Below are 17,613 nucleotides of genomic sequence, written 5' to 3' on the forward strand. Positions count from 1 at the left end.
TCCGTTCGTGACGGACCGCGGCCGTCAGATCCAGCGTTGGAACCAGACGCGGGCGTCCCACTCGGACTTGGTGAGGAGCACGTCGGTCCAGATCGGCCAGAACCACGCGAAGGCGACCAGGGCCAGCACGGTGTAGCTGCCGGCCACGACGACGCCGAACGTCCGTCGTGGGGTCGGGACGTCCGACGTGCCGATCAGGTGGCCCATCGCGAGCACCACCGACAGCACCAGGAACGGCAGGCTGGTGATGGCGTAGAAGAAGAAGATGGGCCGGTCGTCGAAGGCGAACCACGGGAGCCACGTGGTGGCAAGCCCGAGCACGGCGACGCCGTGGCGCCAGTCGCGCGCGCCGATCCACAGGAGCAGCGAGGCGACCATCGCCAGGCAGCCGCCCCACCAGATCACCGGGTTGCCGAGCAGCAGGACCTGCCGGATGCACGTCGAGCCGGTGGGGGCGTCGCACCCCTGCGCCCCGGGCTGGATGTCGGTCTGGGCGTCGACGCCCACCGGGCGGCCCATGACCAGCCACGTCGAGGGCTTGCTGGCGTAGATGTGGGTGGAGTCGTTGAGGAAGTGGCTGTGGAACGTGTACACGTCCTGGTGGTACGACCACAGCGAGCGCAGCGACTGGGTGACCTCGCCGAGACCGTGGGCGTCGGGCTCCGTCGCGGTCGGCCACTGCGTGCCGCCGCCGTAGGTCGTGTACTGCGTGTTGCTGAAGGCCTGCTCGTAGGCGTCGGCGTGCATCAGCCACCCGGTCCAGGTGGCGAGGTAGGTCACCAGGCCGACGCCGACGAGGGCCACGAACGCGGGCAGGCCGTCGAGCACCACCGAGCGCAGCAGCGGACGTCGTTCGCCGAAGGCCCGCCGCGCCCCGGCGCTCCACAGCCAGGCGAGGAGGCCGAAGACGGCCAGCGTGTAGACCGCCGACCACTTGGTGCCGCAGGCGAGGCCGAAGGCGACGCCGCCGGCGAGCAGCCAGGGTCGCCAGGACAGGCGGGTACGACGTCCTGCCACCAGCCGGTCGCGCAGCCACTGGCGGTCGGCCACCACGCAGTGCACGCCGAGGAGGGTGAAGAACGCCACGAAGATGTCGAGCAGGGCCAGCCGCGACAGCACGAGCTCGAGGCCGTCGATCGACAGCAGCAGCCCGGCGACGAGGCCGAGCACGGTCGACCCGGTGACGCGGCGGACGAACCGGCACATGAGCAGCACCATCAGCGACCCGACGACGGCCGAGGCCATCCGCCAGCCGGTCGGGTCCATGCCGAAGACCTTGATCCCGGCGGCGATCAGCCACTTGCCGACCTCGGGGTGGACGATCATCGACGGGCCGTCGGTCCAGAGCCCCGTGACGTTGCCGTTGAGGATCGTCTTGTCGGCGTCCTCGACGTAGCCGCGGACGTAGCCGAAGTTGAGCAGCGACCAGGCGTCCTTGGCGTAGTAGGTCTCGTCGAACGAGAACTGGTGCGGGGTGCCGAGGTTCCACCGCCGCAGGAAGAACGCCAGGCTCGCCAGGCAGATCGCGCCGACCCAGCCCGCGAGCCGGTCCTCCGACCGCCAGCGCGGGGTGTTGCGCTCCGCGGCGGTGGGGATCACGCCGGAACTCTAACCAGAGGCCGGACACGCCCTTGACGTGGCGCGCGTCACGGCAAAGACTCGCTGCGCCGAGCAGGAGCGCGAACCACGTTGTCCATCCGAGAGGTTCGCCATGCCCCGCCCGTCGAGGCCCACCCGTCTCCTGCCCGTGCTGCTGCACCCGCTCCGTGCCGCCCTTGCCCTGGCCCTGCTCGCTGCGACGTTGACCGTCGCCGCTGTGGCCGCCACGTCCACCGCCACCTCGAGCGCGGCCGAGCCGCCACGCACGTGGGTGGTGGACGCGGTCGACGACAGCTCGGGCAACCGCTGGGACTCCGTCGACACCGGCGGCCCCGTGCTGACGATCCGGGTCGGCGACACCGTCGAGTGGCAGTTCGACCGCGCCACGATGGGCCACGACCTCACCTCGATGGCGCCCGCGGGTGCCGGCGAGACGGCCTGGCCCACCGCGCTGCAGGAGTACCGCGACCCCAACGGTGCGCCGGTGACCTACACGTTCACCCAGCCCGGCACCTACCGCTACCAGTGCTCCCTCCACGCACCGTCGATGACCGGCACGATCGTGGTCCTGCCGGCCGACGGGACCAACCAGTCGCCCACCGCCGCCCCCGTCGTCGACCCGCTCACCGGGCCCGCCCCCCACGTCGTGCACGCCACGGCCAACGCCACGGACCCCGACGGTGACGACACCGACGTCTCGTGGGACTTCGGGACGGGCAAGGCCCCGTCGTACACCGACCACGCGATGTTCGAGTACACGACCCCCGGGACGTACGTCGTCCGGCTGCGGGTGAGCGACGGGAAGGGCGGGCTGTACGCGCAGGACTTCCAGGTCGTGGTCACCGACGGTGGTGACCCCGGCACCGATCCCGCGACGGACGACGCCCTCCCGACGATCGACGCGCTCGCGGCGCCGGCCCAGGGCACCGCTCCGGCGGCGGTCGCGTTCTCGACCGAGGTGACCACCCGCGGTGTGCTCGACGCCTACTCCGTGGGTGTCGACGCCTACCCCGACCTCGCCGGCGAGGTGGAGATGGTGCGCAGCCGCGGTCGCACCACCACGACCCTGAGCGTCACCGGGACGAAGCCGTCGACCGCGCACAACGCCGTCCACGTGCACGAGCAGGCGTGCGACGACTCGCTCGGCGGCGCGCACTTCCGCTTCGACACCACGCAGCCCTTCGCCGAGCCCAACGAGATCTGGCCCCTCTTCACCTCGGACGCGGCCGGCGCCAGCGGCCCCGTCGAGGTGGTGAAGCCGATGCGCGCCGGCCCGAAGGCCGTCTCGGTGGTCGTGCACGACCCCGACAACTCGGCCCGCCGGATCGGGTGCGCCGACCTGTCGCCGAGCACGGCGGACCTGGCCTACGCGTGGAGCTTCGGGGACGGCACCACGGGCACCGGTGCCGACCCCGACCACACCTATGCCGCTCCCGGCACCTACACCGCGACCGTCACCGTGACCCGGACGACGGGCGAGCACGCCGGGCACCTGTCGGTCAGCGACAGCGTGCAGGTGGTGGTGGCGGGCACCACGACGCCGACGATCGCGCCCACGCCCACCATTCCGCCGCCGACCACCACGCCGACCCCGACCCCGCCGACCCCGACCGCCGACGCGACGCCCCCGCGGATCACGAAGGTCGGGCCGGTCCGCACGGTCCGCTCCGCCCGCCCGGTGATCAAGGCCCGGGTGCGCGACGCCGGGTCCGACGTGCGCAGGAAGGCCATCGTGCTGCGCGTGGACGGCCGCAAGGTGACGGGCACGTCCTACGACCGCGAGCGTGGGCTGCTGCGCTGGCGACCCGCCACGGCCCTGGCGCGCGGCACGCACGTCGTACGGCTGGTGGCAACCGACACCTCCGGCAACCGGTCCTCGAAGAGGTGGACCTTCACGGTCGTCAGGTAGCCGGCCCCCGTTGGTCGAGCAGCCCGCAACCGGGTGGGGTCCTCGCTCGGCTGCTCGACCAGCGATGCTGACATGATCGGGTCATGGCTGGCGTCCTGGTCCTCGCGGGCACCCCGATCGGGCAGGCGGGCGACGCGCCGCCGAGGCTCGCGGCGGAGCTGTCGGGCGCCGACGTGGTCGCCGCCGAGGACACCCGCCGGCTCAAGCGGCTCTGCGCCGACGTCGGCATCACGCTGTCGGGTCGGGTCGTCTCCTACTTCGAGGGCAACGAGCAGGCGCGGACGCCGGTGCTGCTGGAGGCGCTGCTGGCCGGCGAGCGGGTGGTGCTCGTGACCGACGCCGGGATGCCCAGCGTCTCGGACCCCGGCTACCGGCTGGTGGCCGCGGCCGTCGAGCACGACGTGCGCGTCACCGCCGTCCCCGGACCGAGCGCGGTCCTCACGGCGCTCGCCGTCAGCGGGCTCCCGGTCGACCGGTTCTGCTTCGAGGGCTTCCTGCCCCGCAAGGCCGGTGAGCGCGGCCGACGCCTCGCCGCGCTCTCGACGGAGGAGCGGACGATGGTCTTCTTCGAGGCGCCCCACCGCACCGAGGCCGCCCTCGCCGCGATGGCCGAGGCGCTGGGCGACGACCGCCCCGCCGCCGTCTGCCGGGAGCTGACCAAGACCCACGAGGAGGTACGCCGCGGCCCGCTGGCCGAGCTCGTCGCGTGGGCCGCGGACGGCGTACGCGGTGAGGTGACGATCGTCGTCGAGGGGTCGAGCGGCGGCCCCGCGGTCGACACCGACCCCGGCTCGCTGCGCGCTGCCGTTGCCGACCTGGAGGCCTCGGGGTCGACCCGCAAGGAGGCGATCGCGGAGGTGGCGAAGCGGGCCGGGCTGCCCAAGCGGGAGGTGTACGACGTTGTCCACCGCTGAGCAGGGGCCGACCCGCAGTCGTGCTGCGACCGAGGAGAAGTCCGGCGCTCGCCGCGACCGCGAGCGCCCGCCCGCGCCGGAGCCGTTGCCCCACCCCGTCGTGGACAACCACTGCCACCTCGACATCGCCGACGGTGACTGGACCGCGACCGCCGACGCCATCGCGGCCGCCGCGGCCGTGGGGGTCCCTCGCATCGTGCAGATCGGCTGCGACCTGCCCGGCGCACGGTGGGCCGTGCAGGCCGCGGCCGAGCACGACGCCTTGATCGCCGGGGTCGCGCTGCACCCCAACGAGGCGCCCCGGCTCGCCGCCGCGGGCCAGCTCGACGCGGCGCTCGAGGAGATCGAGCGCCTCGCCGCCGCGCACGACAAGGTGCGCGCGGTGGGCGAGACCGGGCTCGACACCTTCCGCACCGGCGAGGACGGCCGGGCCGTGCAGGAGGAGAGCTTCCGCCGGCACATCGACATCGCCAAGCGGCTCGGCCGGACGCTGGTCATCCACGACCGCGACGCCCACGACGACGTGCTGCGGATCCTCGACGAGGAGGGCGCGCCGGAGCGCTGGGTGATGCACTGCTTCTCCGGTGACGAGGCGTTCGCCCGCCGCTGCCTGGACCGCGGCGCCCACCTCAGCTTCGCCGGCACGGTCACCTTCAAGAACGCCCAGGCGCTGCGGGACGCGCTCGCGATCACGCCGCTCGACCGGGTGCTCGTCGAGACCGACGCGCCCTACCTCACCCCGACGCCGTACCGCGGCCGGCCCAACGCCTCCTACCTCGTCCCGCTCACCGTGCGGGCGATGGCCGAGGTGCTCGACGCCGACCTCGAGGAGCTCTGCCGGGCCATCGACTCCACCACCGAGACGGCCTTCGGGGGCGGCTGGTAGCCCTCCGCCGACCGTCGCGAACCACGTCGGTGGCATTCACCGGGGTGACCGGAGTCTCCACCGATTTCGGGCGTTCGAGTTTGCGACACCGCCCTCCGTCGTTATCGTCTTGTGATTGTCAGCCGGGATCGGAGTGTTTCCGGCAGCACAGAAGGACCGGTTCGGGCCGGTCCTGCGAGACCCCCGCTCGCACGTCGTACGCCCCCGCTGGGTGCTGCGCACCGCCGGTCGGGGGGTGCTGCCGCCCGAGGCCCGGGGAGTACGACGTTCGGAGAATCGTGCGCTCTCGTCTCGCGCAGCTCAGCAGGTCCAAGATGGTGCTGGCGACCCTCGTCGCCGTCGTCGTCGCCGCCGTCGGAGGTACGACGGTCGGCTACGCCGCCCTCAGCAAGGACGTGACCCTCACCCTCGACGGCCGGACCCGGCAGGTCAGCGCCATCGGGGACACCGTCGGCGACGTGCTCGCCGCCCAGGGCATCGACGTCACGGACAAGGACCTGGTGGCCCCCGCGGTCGACGAGCCGGTCACCGACGGCACGGCCATCGCCGTGCAGTTCGGCCGACCGCTCGAGCTGTCTGTCGACGGCACCACCCGGACGTACTGGGTCACCTCGACCAGCGTCGCCAGCGCGCTCAGCGAGATCGGCCGCCGCTTCGACGGCGCCGACCTGTCGACGAGCCGCAGCTCCTCGATCAGTCGCAGGGGAATGAGCCTCGACGTCGTCACCCCCAAGGTCGTGCGCATCAAGCTCGGCGCGAAGGACCTGGAGAAGCGGAAGATCGCCGCGCTCACCGTCGCCGACGTGCTCGACCAGATGGGCTTCGAGGTCGACCGGCACGACAAGGTCACCCCGTCGCTGACCACCGAGATCTCCGACGGCGACGAGGTCGTCGTCAAGGACATCCGCATCGCGACCAGGAAGGTGAAGCGCGAGATCGTCGACGCGCCGGTCATCCAGCGTGAGGACCCGACCATGCTCGAGGGCGAGGAGGAGGTCGTGCGCGCCGGTTCCGACGGGGTCCGTGCGGTCACCTACCGCCTCCGCTTCGTCAACGGGAAGCTGGTCGCGCGCAAGGTCGTCACCGCCTCCGTCACGCAGAAGGCCGTCCCGACGATCGTCCGCGTCGGCACGAAGGAGGAGGTCACCTCCAACTTCGCCGGTGGCAGCACCGTCTGGGACGCCCTGGCCCGCTGCGAGTCCGGCGGCAACTGGGCGATCAACACCGGCAACGGCTACTACGGCGGCCTCCAGTTCAACCTGGGCACGTGGCAGGCCTACGGCGGCACCGGCCTGCCGAGCCAGGCCTCGCGGGAGACCCAGATCGCCATCGCCACCAAGCTGCGCGACGCCTCCGGCGGCTACGGCGCCTGGCCCGGCTGCGCGGCCAAGCTCGGCCTGCCCCGCTGATCGCCGTACCCCCTGTAACGCCGGGTTAGCGGCTCTACCCCCTACGTTGCTCCGGGGTGGGTACAGCACCTGACCCGGCGTTACAGCGATGACTAGGCTGACGCCCATGACCACCACCCCGGCCGGCCCGAGGCTCCTCGGGCCGGCCGAGGTGCGTTCGCTGGCGGCCGGGCTGGACCTCCGCCCGACCAAGCAGCGCGGGCAGAACTTCGTGATCGACGCCAACACCGTGCGCCGGATTGTGCGCGAGTCCGGCGTCACCGGCGCCGACGTCGTCGTCGAGGTCGGTCCCGGACTCGGCTCGCTGACCCTCGCGCTGCTCGAGGTGGCGCGGCGCGTCATCGCGATCGAGGTCGACCCGCTCCTCGCGGAGCGGCTGCCGGCCACGATCGCGGAGTACGCCCCCGCGCAGGTGGACGCGTTCGAGGTCGTGCTCGCCGACGCGATGCGCGTCGAGGAGCTGCCCGGCCCCGCGCCCACGGCCCTCGTGGCCAACCTCCCCTACAACGTCTCGGTGCCCGTGCTCATCCACCTGCTCACGCTCCTGCCCTCGCTCGAGCGCGGGCTGGTCATGGTGCAGGCCGAGGTGGCCGACCGGCTCGCCGCCGGCCCGGGGTCGAAGACCTACGGCGTGCCGAGCGTGAAGGCGGCATGGTTCGCGGACGTACGACGCGCGGGGGCGATCGGGCGCAACGTGTTCTGGCCGGCCCCCAACGTCGACTCCGGGCTGGTCGCCTGGACCCGACGCGAGCCGCCGGTCACCACCGCGACCCGGCAGCAGGTCTTCGCCGTCGTCGACGCCGCGTTCGCCCAGCGCCGCAAGCAGGTCCGCGCCGCGCTGCGCGGGCTCGCCGGCTCGGCAGAGGTCGCCACCGCCGCCCTCGAGTCCGCCGGCGTCGACCCCACCGCCCGCGGTGAGGTGCTCACGGTCGAGGACTTCGCGCGCATCGCCGAGGGCCTGGCGGCGCACGGCTCGGCGCTGGTCGAGGAGGGCGCGCAGCGCCCGTCACTACCGCTGGTCGAGGAGGGCGCGCAGCGCCCGTCGCTCCCGCTGGTCGAGGAGGGCGCGCAGCGCCCGTCACGAGACCAAGGGCCAGTGTGAGCATCACCGTCCGCGCGGCCGCCAAGATCAACCTGCACCTCGGTGTCGGCCGGGCCCGCGACGACGGCTTCCACCCGCTCGACACCGTCTACCAGGCGATCGGGATCCACGACGACCTGTCGCTGGCTGACGCCGGCGACCTCACCCTGACGACCCTCGTCGCCGACCACATCGACCCCGCCGTCGTACCCGACGGGTCCGACAACATCGTCCTCCGCGCGGCCCGGCTCCTCGCGGAGCGGTCGGGCAGGAAGCCCACCGGCGCCTTCGAGGTCCGCAAGGACATCCCGGTCGCGGGCGGGATGGCGGGCGGCTCGGCCGACGCGGCGGCGGCCCTCGTCGCCTGCGACCGCCTCTGGGGTCTCGGCACCCCGGACGACGACCTGCTGGCGATGGCCGCGGAGCTGGGCAGCGACATCCCGTTCTCCCTCGTGGGCGGTACGGCGCGCGGCGTGGGCCGCGGCGAGCTCGTGACCCCCGTCGACGACCGCGGCGCGTGGTGGTGGGTCGCCGTACCGGCGCCCGTCGGCCTGTCGACGCCGGTGGTCTACCGCCACTTCGACACGATGCGACCGGACGCCCCGGAGGTGCCCGCCCCGGCGGACGCGCTGCTGGCGGCACTGGCGTCGGGCGAGCCCGTACGACTGGCGCGGGCGCTGCACAACGACCTGCAGGAGCCGGCGATCGACCTGCGCCCCGAGCTGGGCGAGCTGATCGCGCTGGGCGAGGCCGAGGGTGCGCTCCGCGGGATCGTCAGCGGGTCGGGGCCGACGGTCGTCTTCCTCTGTGACTCCGCCGAGGGTGCGCGCGAGACCGCTGCGAGCCTGGCGGGCGCCGGTCACGAGGTCGTGCTGACCGCCACCGGCCCGGTCGCCGGGGCCCACGTCGTCGCCTGATCCGCGGCTTCCCGCGTCCTCTCCCGGGCGGGGTGATCACCCGCTAGGGTGTGCGCGACGTCGCGCTGATTGACCGGGGGAGAGCATCGTGACCGTGTTCCTGCTGCTCGGCGCGCTCGGGGTGGTGCTGCTGGTGGTGGCGCTCGTGCTCGGCGACGTGCTCGACGGCGCCTTCGAGGGACTCAGCGCCGGGTTCTTCTCGACCGAGGCGCTCGCGGGCTTCCTCGGCGCCCTCGGCTTCGGCGGCGCCATCGCGCTGTCGGCCACCGGGTCCACGACCCTCGCCGTCGTCATCGGCCTGGTGCTCGGGGTGCTGCTGGGTGCCGCGGCCGCCAAGGCGTCGGCGTACCTCCATGGCTCGGGGGAGACCGACACCGTCCGCACCTCCGACATGCTCGAGAAGATCGCCACCGTCGTCAGCGCGATCCCCGCCGACGGCTTCGGCGTCGTCTCGGTCAGCGTCGGTGGGCACCTCACCCGGCTCAACGCCCGCTCGAGCGTCCCGGTCGAGGCCGGCACCCAGGTGAGCGTCACCTCGGTCATCTCGCCGACCGCCGTCCACGTCGAGCCGCTCTTCCTGCCCTGACCAGCCCTGACCCGTCCGTCGTACGCCACTCGCTAGGAGCCCCACCCATGTTCGGTCTGTCCGCCGTCGTCACCGCTGTGATCGGCCTCGTCGTCCTCCTGGTGCTCCTCGCGCTGCTGGTCGTCACCCGCTACAAGGTGGCCGGCCCCAACGAGTCGTTCATCATCACCGGGCGCAAGGGCAAGGGCGAGGTGCGCAACCCGGAGACCGGGGAGATCTCCACCGACCTGTCCGGCCAGAAGGTCGTCATGGGCGGCGGCGTGTTCGTCATCCCGTTCGTCCAGCGCCTCGCCATCCTCGACCTCTCCTCGCGCCGGATCTCGGTGCAGATCCGCGGTGCGGTGTCGGGCCAGGGCATCAAGCTCAACCTCGACGGCGTCGCGATCGTCAAGGTCGGCGGCAACGAGGACTCGATCCGCGCCGCGGGCCAGCGCTTCCTGAGCCAGCAGGCCGAGATCGAGACCTTCACCCAGGAGGTCCTCGCCGGTGCGCTCCGCTCGATCGTCGGCTCGATGTCGGTCGAGCAGATCATCCGCGACCGCGCCGCCTTCGCGCAGCGGGTGGCCGAGGAGTCGGAGTCGTCGCTGACGGGCCAGGGCCTGGTGCTCGACACCTTCCAGATCCAGGACATCACCGACGACGGGTCCTACCTCGCCGACCTCGGTCGTCCCGAGGCGGCCAAGCTCAACCAGCTCGCGTCGATCGCCGAGGCGAACGCCCGGCAGGCCGCCGAGCAGGCCCGCATCGCCGCGGAGCAGGAGATCGCGGTCACCCAGCGCGCGCTCGCGCTCAAGAACGCCGAGATCAAGGCCGAGACCGACGCCGCCAACGCCCAGGCCTCCGCCGCCGGTCCGCTCGCGCAGGCCGACCGCGACCAGGCGATCCTGCTCGAGCAGGAGAAGGTCGCCGTGCGGCAGGCCGCGCTCAAGGAGCGCGAGCTCGACACCGAGGTCCGCAAGCCCGCCGACGCCGAGCGCTACCGCGTCGAGACCGAGGCACAGGGTCGCCGCAACTCGCAGATCCTCGAGGCCGAGGCCAAGAAGGCCGCCTCGATCGCCGCCGCCGAGGCCGACGCCGAGAAGGCGCGACTGACCGGTGAGGGCGAGAAGTCCCGCCGTTCGGCGCTCGCCGAGGCCGAGGCCATCGAGGGCGCCAAGCGCGGCGAGGCCGAGAAGGCGCGCCGCGTCGCGGAGGCGGACGCCGTACGCGCCGAGGGTGAGGCCCAGGCCGCCGCCATCCTCGCGGCCGGCCAGGCCGAGGCCGAGGCGATGGACAAGAAGGCCGAGGCGTTCGCGGGCTACAACGAGGCCGCCGTGCTGCAGATGCTCGTCGAGGTGCTGCCGAAGGTGGCCGCCGAGCTGGCCCGCCCGATGACCGGCATCGACAAGCTCACCGTGATCTCGGCCGACGGCGCCGGCGAGCTGCCGCGCCAGGTCAGCAACAACCTCGTCCAGACCATGGAGCTGCTCAAGACGACCACGGGCCTCGACATCGAGTCGCTGATCCAGAAGTACGCCACCACCACCGGAGCCCCGGCCGCGGTGGAGGCCGCCCCGGCGTCGGCTCCTGCCGAGGACGACAAGGCCTGATCTCCTGTCGAGCGGTGGTCCAGCCACATTCTGCAACCGGCGAATGTGGCTCGACCACCTCTCACCCACGCGAGCGGTGCGTGAGGAGGATTCCGGGGCGTCCGGATCCCCCTCACTCACCGCCCCGCCCCCAGGCGTACGCCGATCCGCCCGCGCCAGGGGTCGCCTGAGAGGATCGACCCCGACATGGCGAACCTGATCAACCTCGAGCGCGTCTCGAAGTCCTACGGCGTCCGGCCGCTGCTCGCCGACGTCTCGCTCGGCATCTCCGTGGGGGAGCGCGTCGGCATCGTCGGGCGCAACGGCGACGGCAAGACCACCCTGCTCGAGGTGATGACCGGCATCGAGGAGCCGGACTCCGGCCGGGTGTCCCGCACCCGCGGCGTCGAGATCGGCTACCTCCACCAGGGCGACGAGCTCGTCGACAGCCACACCGTGCGCGAGGCGGTGCTCGGCGGGCGTGCGGACCACGAGTGGGCCGCCGACCCCACGACCCGGCAGGTGGTCGACGAGCTGCTCGCCGGCGTGACCCTCGACCGCGCGGTGGTCGGGCTGTCCGGCGGCGAGCGCCGCCGCTGCGCGCTGGCCGCGCTGCTGCTCTCGCGCCACGACCTGATCGTGCTCGACGAGCCGACCAACCACCTCGACGTCGAGGCCGTCGCGTGGCTCGCCTCGCACCTCGTCACGCTGCCGAGCGCGCTGATCGTCGTCACCCACGACCGGTGGTTCCTCGACGAGGTCTGCCAGACGACGTGGGAGGTGCACGACGGCGCGGTCGACTCCTACGAGGGCGGCTACGCGGCCTACGTCCTCGCGAAGGCCGAGCGCCAGCGGCAGGCCGCGGCGTCGGAGACGCGCCGGATGAACCTCGCCCGCAAGGAGCTCGCCTGGCTGCGGCGCGGCCCGCCGGCGCGGACGTCCAAGCCGAAGTTCCGCATCGACGCGGCCAACGCCCTCATCGACGACGTACCCCCGCCCCGCGACCGGATGGAGCTCCAGCGCTTCGCCAGCCAGCGGCTCGGCAAGGACGTCATCGACATCGAGGACGTCGACCTCGCGCGCGGCGACAAGGTGCTGCTCGACCACGCCACCTGGCGGATCGGTCCGGGCGACCGCATCGGTATCGTCGGCGTCAACGGTGCCGGCAAGACCTCGCTGCTGTCCCTGATCTCCGGTGCCCTGCCGCCCAGCGTCGGGCGCGTACGGCACGGCCGCACGGTCGCGATGCAGCACCTCACCCAGGCGCTCGACGAGATCGACCCCGAGGCGCGCGTCCTGCCGACGGTCGAGTCGATCCGGCGCGTCACCAAGACCCTCGACGGGCAGGAGATCACCGCGACGTCGATGCTCGAGCGGTTCGGCTTCACCGGCGACCGGCTCACCGCCCGGCTCGGCGACCTGTCCGGTGGCGAGCGCCGGCGCTTCCAGCTGCTCAAGCTGCTGCTGACCGAGCCCAACGTCCTGCTGCTCGACGAGCCGACCAACGACCTCGACATCGACACCCTCAACGTGCTCGAGGACTTCCTCGACAGCTGGCCCGGCACGTTGATCGTGGTCTCGCACGACCGCTACTTCCTCGAGCGCGTCACCGACTCGGTGTGGGCGCTGCTCGGCGACGGGCAGGTCTCGATGCTGCCGCGCGGGGTCGACGAGTACCTCGAGCGTCGTGCCGCCTCGGCCGTCGCCGCTGCGTCATCCGAACCCGAACCGGTGAGTGCGCCGTCGCATGACGCAGCGCCGGCGGCGACGGCCAAGGCGCGGCCCGGATCGGCGGAGGACCGCGCGGCCCGCAAGGTGCTGGCCCGTGTGGAGAAGCAGCTCGAGCGCATCGCCGTACGCGAGGCGGAGCTGCACGCCGAGATGGAGGCCAACCTCAGCGACTACGACCTGCTGGCCCGGGTCGGGAGCCAGCTCGGCGAGCTGGCCGCGGAGAAGGACGAGCTCGAGCTGGAGTGGCTCGAGGCTTCTGAGGTCGTCGAGTAGGCGCGCAGGCATTGGTGCCGGCCGCGCTCTCGCCTGAGCGCGGGAGCGTAGGCAGGCGCTGACCAATGCCTGCGCGTCTCCGACGTGGATCAGCTGAACGGCGCGAGCAGGGAGCGCAGGAGACCGGCGAGCTGGGTGCGCTGCTTCTCGGGCAGGTCGGCGAGGAGGTCGGCCTCGGCGGCGAGCAGCGCCTCGAAGGCGCCGTCGACGGCGGCCTTGCCCTCGGCGGTCAGCCGGACGAGCACGCCCCGGCGGTCCTTGGGATCGGGCAGCCGCTCGACGAGTCCGCGCGCGGTGAGCCGGTCGACCCGGTTGGTCATGGTGCCGCTGGTCACGAGGGTCTCGCGGAGCAGGCGGCCGGGGGAGAGCTCGTACGGCGTCCCGGCCCGGCGCAGCGCGGCGAGCACGTCGAACTCCCACGACTCGATGCCGTGCGCGGTGAAGGCGTCGCGGCGGGCGAGGTCGAGGTGGCGGGCCAGCCGGCTGATCCGGGAGAAGACCTCGACGGGCGCGAGGTCGAGGTCGCCGCGCTCGCGCCCCCAGGCCTCGACCAGGTCGTCCACCTCGTCCCGCATGGCGACATCCTGCCAGACGACCGATCCGGTCGAGAATCTTGACATCGAGATAGATGTGGCCGAGGGTGTGAATATCTCGACATCAAGACACTTCGCTGGGTAGTCCAGTGAGAATTGGCTGTCATCGAGGCTGTTCGACAGCAGATTCCCACTGGACTACCCCGAGCCCGGCACGGAGGAGACGACCATGAGCCACACCTGGGACCCCGACCGCTACCTGTCCTACGCCGACGAGCGGGGGCGGCCGTTCGTCGACCTGCTCGCGCGGGTGCCCGCCGAGAACCCCGCCACGGTCGTCGACCTCGGGTGCGGCCCGGGCAACCTCACCGCGCTGCTCGCCGCGCGCTGGCCGCAGGCGAAGGTCGCCGGCGTTGACAGCAGCCCCGAGATGGTCGCGGCGGCCGAGGGCATCGACGGCATCGAGTGGGAGGTCGGCGACCTGCGCGAGTGGGCGCGCCCCGACCCGCTGGCGCTGCGCGCGCCGGTCGACGTACTGGTCTCCAACGCCACCCTCCAGTGGGTCCCGGACCACCTCGACCTGCTGCCCGGCCTGGTGGACCGCGTCGCCCCGGGCGGCTGGTTCGCCTTCCAGGTGCCCGGGAACTTCGACGAGCCCAGCCACACCACCCGCAGTGAGCTCGCCGCTCGCGAGCCCTACGCCGCGCACACGCGCGGTGTCAGCGTCCCGGCGAGCCACGACCCGGCCGTCTACTCACGCGTGCTGCTCGACCTCGGCTGCGAGGTGGACGCCTGGGAGACCACCTACTTGCACGTGCTGACCGGGTCGGACCCGGTGTTCGACTGGGTGTCCGGCACGGGCGCCCGGCCGACCCTGCAGGCGCTGCCCGACGACCTCCGGCCGCTGTTCGAGGAGGAGTTCCGCGCGCTCCTGCGCGAGGCCTATCCCGAGGACGCCGACGGTCGCGTCATCCTGCCGTTCCGCCGCATCTTCGTCGTCGCGCGCAAGCCCGACGGGGAGCGGGTGGGATGAGGCTCCACCACGTCCAGGTCGCCTGCCCGCCGGGCGGCGAGCACGGCGCGCGCCGCTTCTACGGCGACGGGCTCGGGATGACCGAGGTCGACAAGCCGGCCGACCTCGTCGCTCGCGGCGGCTGCTGGTTCCGGGCGTACGACGACTCGGGCGCGGTCGCGGCCGAGCTGCACGTGGGCGTCGAGGAGCCGTTCACGCCCGCTCGGAAGGCGCACCCTGCGCTGGTGGTCGATGACCTCGACGAGGTGGCCGAACGGCTCAGGAGGCTCGGCTTCGAGGTCGACGAGAGCCAGCGCGACACCTTCCCGGGGCACGTGCGGTTCCACACCTTCGACGGCCACGGGAACCGGGTCGAGGTCCTCGCCGACGCCTGAGGACGCCGTGCACGTGGTCCGACCCGGATCACGTCCACCTCGTCCTCAGATATCGACGTGCGGTCGGCGTCGGTCATCGGGGACGATCGCCCGGTGAGCCTGTTGCTGATCCTCGGCCCGCCCGCCGTCGGGAAGATGACGGTCGGCCGCGCCGTCGCCGCGCGGTCGTCGTACCGGCTCTTCCACAACCACCACACGATCGAGATGCTCCTCGACGTCTTCGACTACGGGACGCCGCCCTTCAACACCCTCAACAAGGAGGTCCGCCGACGGGTGATGGAGGAGGCGGCCGAGGCCGGCACGGACCTGGTGTTCACCTTCGTGATGGGCATGGACGACCAGGGCGACGCCGACTACCTCGCCGAGCTCGCCCGCCCGTTCGGCGACGACGTCGCGCTCGTCGAGCTCGTCGCCGACCTCGACACCCGGCTCGTGCGCAACCGCACCGAGCACCGGCTCGCTGAGAAGAAGTCCAAGCGCGACGTGGAGTGGTCCGACAACAACGTCCGCGAGCTCGAGGCCGGCCACCGGATGACCTCCGAGCCCGGCCGGGACGCGCCGGGGGAGCGACTGCTCGGGGGCTGGCCCCACCTCGTCGTCGACAACACCGACCTGTCCGCGGACGAGACGGCGGACCGCATCCTCGCCTGGCTGGCGGACCTCTGAGGACACCACGTACGTGGATCGGGCCGGAACTCGTGCATGGCGTCCTCAGATAGGGGTTACCGGCTGGTAACCTCACCACCATGCCTGCCGTCCTGGACCTCTGGAAGAAGACCTCCGCCCTGCCGCTGGGCAACCGGATCTTCTCGCTCGCCTTCAGCCAGAAGGCGCCCTACTTCGCCAGCATCCGGCCGCGGTTCACCGTGATCGAGCCGAACCACGCGGAGCTGGTGATCCGCGATCGCCGGGGCGTCCACAACCACATCGGCACCGTCCACGCGATCGCGCTGTGCAACGGCCTCGAGGCCGCGATGGGCGCGCTCGCCGAGGCGACCATCCCGCGCGATCGGCGCTGGATCCCGAAGGGAATGGAGGTCGCCTACACCGCCAAGGCCAGCTCCGACATCACCTGCGTCGCGGAGACCGACCCCGAGCAGTGGACGCGCGAACTCGGTGAGGGGTACGACCTGCCGGTCCGCGTGCGCGGGGTCCGTACGGACGGGACCGTGGTGGTCGAGGGCGAGATCCGGCTCTGGGTGTCGCCCACGAAGAATCACTAGAACGTTGCGGCCGACTGGTTCTGGTCCGCTTCGCCGACCATCGAGACCTTGAGCATCTCCTTCTCGCCGACGAACTTCTTCTGCGCGTAGCTTGCGATCGCCGTCAGCACGAGGTTGGTGACGATGTAGAGCAAGGCGATGACGATCGTCGTCGGGACGAGGTTGTTGAAGCTCAGCGGCAGCTGCTTGAGGATCTTCGTCAGGCCGACGCCGAAGACGATGAGGATCAGGCTGGTGTCCTTGAGGGCCACCACCATCTGGCTGATGATCGCGGGCACCATGATCTTGACGGCCTGCGGGAGCAGGACGATGTTCATGACCTGGCTCTTGCGCATGCCGATGGCGTACGCCGCCTCGGCCTGACCCTTGGGGAGGGCGTTGATGCCGGCCCGGAAGACCTCGGCGAGCACCGCGCCGTTGTAGACGGTGAGGGCCAGCACCACAGACCAGTAGGCACCGCGCTCGATCGACATCGAGTTGAAGACCGCGTAGAACGCGAAGATCATCAGCATGATGACTGGCACCGCCCGGAAGAACTCGACGACCAGCCAGCTGGCCCACCGCACGGGCCTGTGGTCGGAGAGCTTGGCAACACCGAAGACGACGCCGAACACCAGTGCGCCCAGGACGGACAAGCCGGCCATCGACAACGTGTCGAGCCACGCCTCGCCGATCGCCTGCATGATGTTGGGCGTGACGAACGGCTCCCACAGCTCGTACGCGAACTGGCCGGCGTCGTTGAGCCGCTTGAGCACCCAGGCGACGAGCAGCATGAGGACTACCGCGGCGACCACCGTGTAGATGCGGTGTCGGGCGGCGGTCTTCGGCCCGGGTGAGTCGAACAGGACTGCTGATGCCATTACGCGATCCTCCAACGACGCTCGAGGGTGCCGGCGGCGAGCGAGACCAGTTCGACCAGCACGACGTAGCCGATGGCGAAGGCGAGGAAGATGCCCCAGCGCTCGTCGGCGTTGTTGTTGGTGAGCGACTTCATCTGCGAGGTGGCCTCGATGACGCCGAAGACGGCGGCGACCGACGTGTTCTTCAGCAGGGCGATCAACGCGCTCGCCACAGGAGGCACCGAGGCACGGAAGGCCTGCGGCAGCACGACCTGGCTCATCACGCCGCCGAAGGGGAGCCCGATGGCGCGGGCAGCCTCGGCCTGACCGAGCGGCACGGCGTTGACGCCCGAGCGGAGTGCCTCGCAAACGAATGTCGACGTGTAGAGGGTCAGCGCGACGACCGCGGTGGAGAAGAAGGACGTGAAGTCGAACGTGCCGATGTGCACGTCGACCCACCTGAAGTTGATGCCGATGCGTGGTGCAGCGAACGAGAAGAAGAAGAACACCGCGAGCAGCGGGGTGTTGCGCACCAGGGTGACGTAGGCGGCGCCAGCCTTGTTGAGGATGGCGATCGGCCCGACCCGCATCGCGACGAGGAGCGTGCCGCCGATCAGCGAGAGCGTCCCTGACACGAGGAAGAGCAGCACGGTGTAGCCGAAGGCCTTGAAGACGTCGGGCAGGCTTTCGATGACGGCGTCCACGTCTCTCCTCTCGGTCGGGGGTCAGGCGGTGGTC

At 71.8% G+C, this 17,613-nt stretch carries 17 protein-coding genes; 13 read left to right on the top strand and 4 right to left on the bottom strand.

Translation table 11 applies throughout. The features are described from left to right. Nucleotides 1–24: 24 nt before the first annotated feature. Complete coding sequence (locus L2K70_RS02015; protein WP_236398254.1) at nt 25–1,599, bottom strand: dolichyl-phosphate-mannose--protein mannosyltransferase; 1,575 nt, start codon at nt 1,597–1,599, stop codon at nt 25–27. Nucleotides 1,600–1,711: 112 nt separating this feature from the next. Between L2K70_RS02015 and L2K70_RS02020 the strand changes: the two genes are divergently transcribed. From L2K70_RS02020 to L2K70_RS02065, 9 genes are all read left to right on the top strand, one after another. Next, nucleotides 1,712–3,508: a PKD domain-containing protein gene (locus L2K70_RS02020; protein ID WP_236398257.1), complete on the top strand. Its 1,797-nt coding sequence runs from the start codon at nt 1,712–1,714 to the stop codon at nt 3,506–3,508. An 83-nt stretch (nt 3,509–3,591) separates the two neighbouring features. Then, nucleotides 3,592–4,422: a 16S rRNA (cytidine(1402)-2'-O)-methyltransferase gene (gene rsmI, locus L2K70_RS02025; protein ID WP_236398260.1), complete on the top strand. Its 831-nt coding sequence runs from the start codon at nt 3,592–3,594 to the stop codon at nt 4,420–4,422. Then, on the top strand, nt 4,409–5,308 hold the full coding sequence (locus L2K70_RS02030) for a TatD family hydrolase (protein ID WP_236398263.1): 900 nt from the start codon (nt 4,409–4,411) through the stop codon (nt 5,306–5,308). The genes rsmI and L2K70_RS02030 overlap by 14 nt, the downstream gene beginning before the upstream one ends. A gap of 278 nt (nt 5,309–5,586) precedes the next feature. Beyond that, the gene (locus L2K70_RS02035) at nt 5,587–6,717 is read left to right on the top strand and encodes a resuscitation-promoting factor (RefSeq protein WP_308195710.1); all 1,131 of its coding nucleotides are present in this window, start codon (nt 5,587–5,589) and stop codon (nt 6,715–6,717) included. Nucleotides 6,718–6,823: 106 nt separating this feature from the next. After that, the gene (rsmA, locus tag L2K70_RS02045; RefSeq protein WP_236398266.1) at nt 6,824–7,819 is read left to right on the top strand and encodes a 16S rRNA (adenine(1518)-N(6)/adenine(1519)-N(6))-dimethyltransferase RsmA; all 996 of its coding nucleotides are present in this window, start codon (nt 6,824–6,826) and stop codon (nt 7,817–7,819) included. Further along, nucleotides 7,816–8,715, top strand: a complete 900-nt coding sequence (locus L2K70_RS02050; RefSeq protein ID WP_236398269.1) for a 4-(cytidine 5'-diphospho)-2-C-methyl-D-erythritol kinase — start codon at nt 7,816–7,818, stop codon at nt 8,713–8,715. The genes rsmA and L2K70_RS02050 overlap by 4 nt, the downstream gene beginning before the upstream one ends. A gap of 88 nt (nt 8,716–8,803) precedes the next feature. Continuing rightward, nucleotides 8,804–9,301 (top strand): NfeD C-terminal domain-containing protein, encoded by a 498-nt coding sequence (locus L2K70_RS02055; protein ID WP_236398273.1) that lies wholly within the window; start codon nt 8,804–8,806, stop codon nt 9,299–9,301. Between the two features lie 47 nt (nt 9,302–9,348). After that, a complete protein-coding gene (locus L2K70_RS02060) occupies nt 9,349–10,890 on the top strand; it encodes a flotillin family protein (protein ID WP_236398275.1) in 1,542 nt (513 codons plus the stop codon). A gap of 186 nt (nt 10,891–11,076) precedes the next feature. Further along, a complete protein-coding gene (locus L2K70_RS02065; RefSeq protein WP_236398278.1) occupies nt 11,077–12,873 on the top strand; it encodes an ABC-F family ATP-binding cassette domain-containing protein in 1,797 nt (598 codons plus the stop codon). A gap of 89 nt (nt 12,874–12,962) precedes the next feature. Here the strand turns inward: L2K70_RS02065 and L2K70_RS02070 are convergent, their stop codons facing one another. Beyond that, complete coding sequence (locus L2K70_RS02070; RefSeq protein WP_236398280.1) at nt 12,963–13,448, bottom strand: MarR family winged helix-turn-helix transcriptional regulator; 486 nt, start codon at nt 13,446–13,448, stop codon at nt 12,963–12,965. Between the two features lie 187 nt (nt 13,449–13,635). Between L2K70_RS02070 and L2K70_RS02075 the strand changes: the two genes are divergently transcribed. The 4 genes from L2K70_RS02075 to L2K70_RS02090 all read left to right on the top strand — a co-directional run bounded on the left by L2K70_RS02075 (nt 13,636) and on the right by L2K70_RS02090 (nt 16,036). Further along, on the top strand, nt 13,636–14,439 hold the full coding sequence (locus L2K70_RS02075; RefSeq protein ID WP_236398283.1) for a trans-aconitate 2-methyltransferase: 804 nt from the start codon (nt 13,636–13,638) through the stop codon (nt 14,437–14,439). After that, a complete protein-coding gene (locus tag L2K70_RS02080) occupies nt 14,436–14,813 on the top strand; it encodes a VOC family protein (RefSeq protein ID WP_236398285.1) in 378 nt (125 codons plus the stop codon). The genes L2K70_RS02075 and L2K70_RS02080 overlap by 4 nt, the downstream gene beginning before the upstream one ends. Before the next feature lie 93 nt (nt 14,814–14,906). After that, nucleotides 14,907–15,479 carry an ATP-binding protein gene (locus L2K70_RS02085; protein ID WP_236398288.1) on the top strand — a complete coding sequence of 191 codons (573 nt, stop codon included), beginning with the start codon at nt 14,907–14,909 and terminating at the stop codon, nt 15,477–15,479. 80 nt (nt 15,480–15,559) lie between these two features. After that, entirely contained in the window at nt 15,560–16,036 is a 477-nt protein-coding gene (locus L2K70_RS02090; protein ID WP_236398291.1) for a hotdog fold domain-containing protein, read from the top strand. On the opposite strand, the gene L2K70_RS02095 is transcribed toward L2K70_RS02090, so the two are convergent. After that, nucleotides 16,033–16,896 carry an amino acid ABC transporter permease gene (locus tag L2K70_RS02095; protein WP_236398294.1) on the bottom strand — a complete coding sequence of 288 codons (864 nt, stop codon included), beginning with the start codon at nt 16,894–16,896 and terminating at the stop codon, nt 16,033–16,035. The genes L2K70_RS02090 and L2K70_RS02095 overlap by 4 nt on opposite strands. Next, nucleotides 16,896–17,579: an amino acid ABC transporter permease gene (locus L2K70_RS02100; protein ID WP_236398297.1), complete on the bottom strand. Its 684-nt coding sequence runs from the start codon at nt 17,577–17,579 to the stop codon at nt 16,896–16,898. The genes L2K70_RS02095 and L2K70_RS02100 overlap by 1 nt, the downstream gene beginning before the upstream one ends. Between the last annotated feature and the right edge of the window lie 34 nt (nt 17,580–17,613).

Origin of the sequence: Nocardioides potassii (assembly GCF_021648885.1) — a bacterium.
GTDB classification, from domain to species: Bacteria; Actinomycetota; Actinomycetes; order Propionibacteriales; family Nocardioidaceae; genus Nocardioides; species Nocardioides potassii.

Coding starts and splice junctions, on each gene's coding strand:
- L2K70_RS02020 (WP_236398257.1), top strand. CDS start 1,712: ATGCCCCGCCCGTCGAGGCCCACCCGTCTCCTGCCCGTGCTGCTGCAC.
- rsmI (WP_236398260.1), top strand. CDS start 3,592: ATGGCTGGCGTCCTGGTCCTCGCGGGCACCCCGATCGGGCAGGCGGGC.
- rsmA (WP_236398266.1), top strand. CDS start 6,824: ATGACCACCACCCCGGCCGGCCCGAGGCTCCTCGGGCCGGCCGAGGTG.
- L2K70_RS02060 (WP_236398275.1), top strand. CDS start 9,349: ATGTTCGGTCTGTCCGCCGTCGTCACCGCTGTGATCGGCCTCGTCGTC.
- L2K70_RS02065 (WP_236398278.1), top strand. CDS start 11,077: ATGGCGAACCTGATCAACCTCGAGCGCGTCTCGAAGTCCTACGGCGTC.
- L2K70_RS02070 (WP_236398280.1), bottom strand. CDS start 13,448: ATGCGGGACGAGGTGGACGACCTGGTCGAGGCCTGGGGGCGCGAGCGC.
- L2K70_RS02075 (WP_236398283.1), top strand. CDS start 13,636: ATGAGCCACACCTGGGACCCCGACCGCTACCTGTCCTACGCCGACGAG.
- L2K70_RS02080 (WP_236398285.1), top strand. CDS start 14,436: ATGAGGCTCCACCACGTCCAGGTCGCCTGCCCGCCGGGCGGCGAGCAC.
- L2K70_RS02090 (WP_236398291.1), top strand. CDS start 15,560: ATGCCTGCCGTCCTGGACCTCTGGAAGAAGACCTCCGCCCTGCCGCTG.
- L2K70_RS02095 (WP_236398294.1), bottom strand. CDS start 16,896: ATGGCATCAGCAGTCCTGTTCGACTCACCCGGGCCGAAGACCGCCGCC.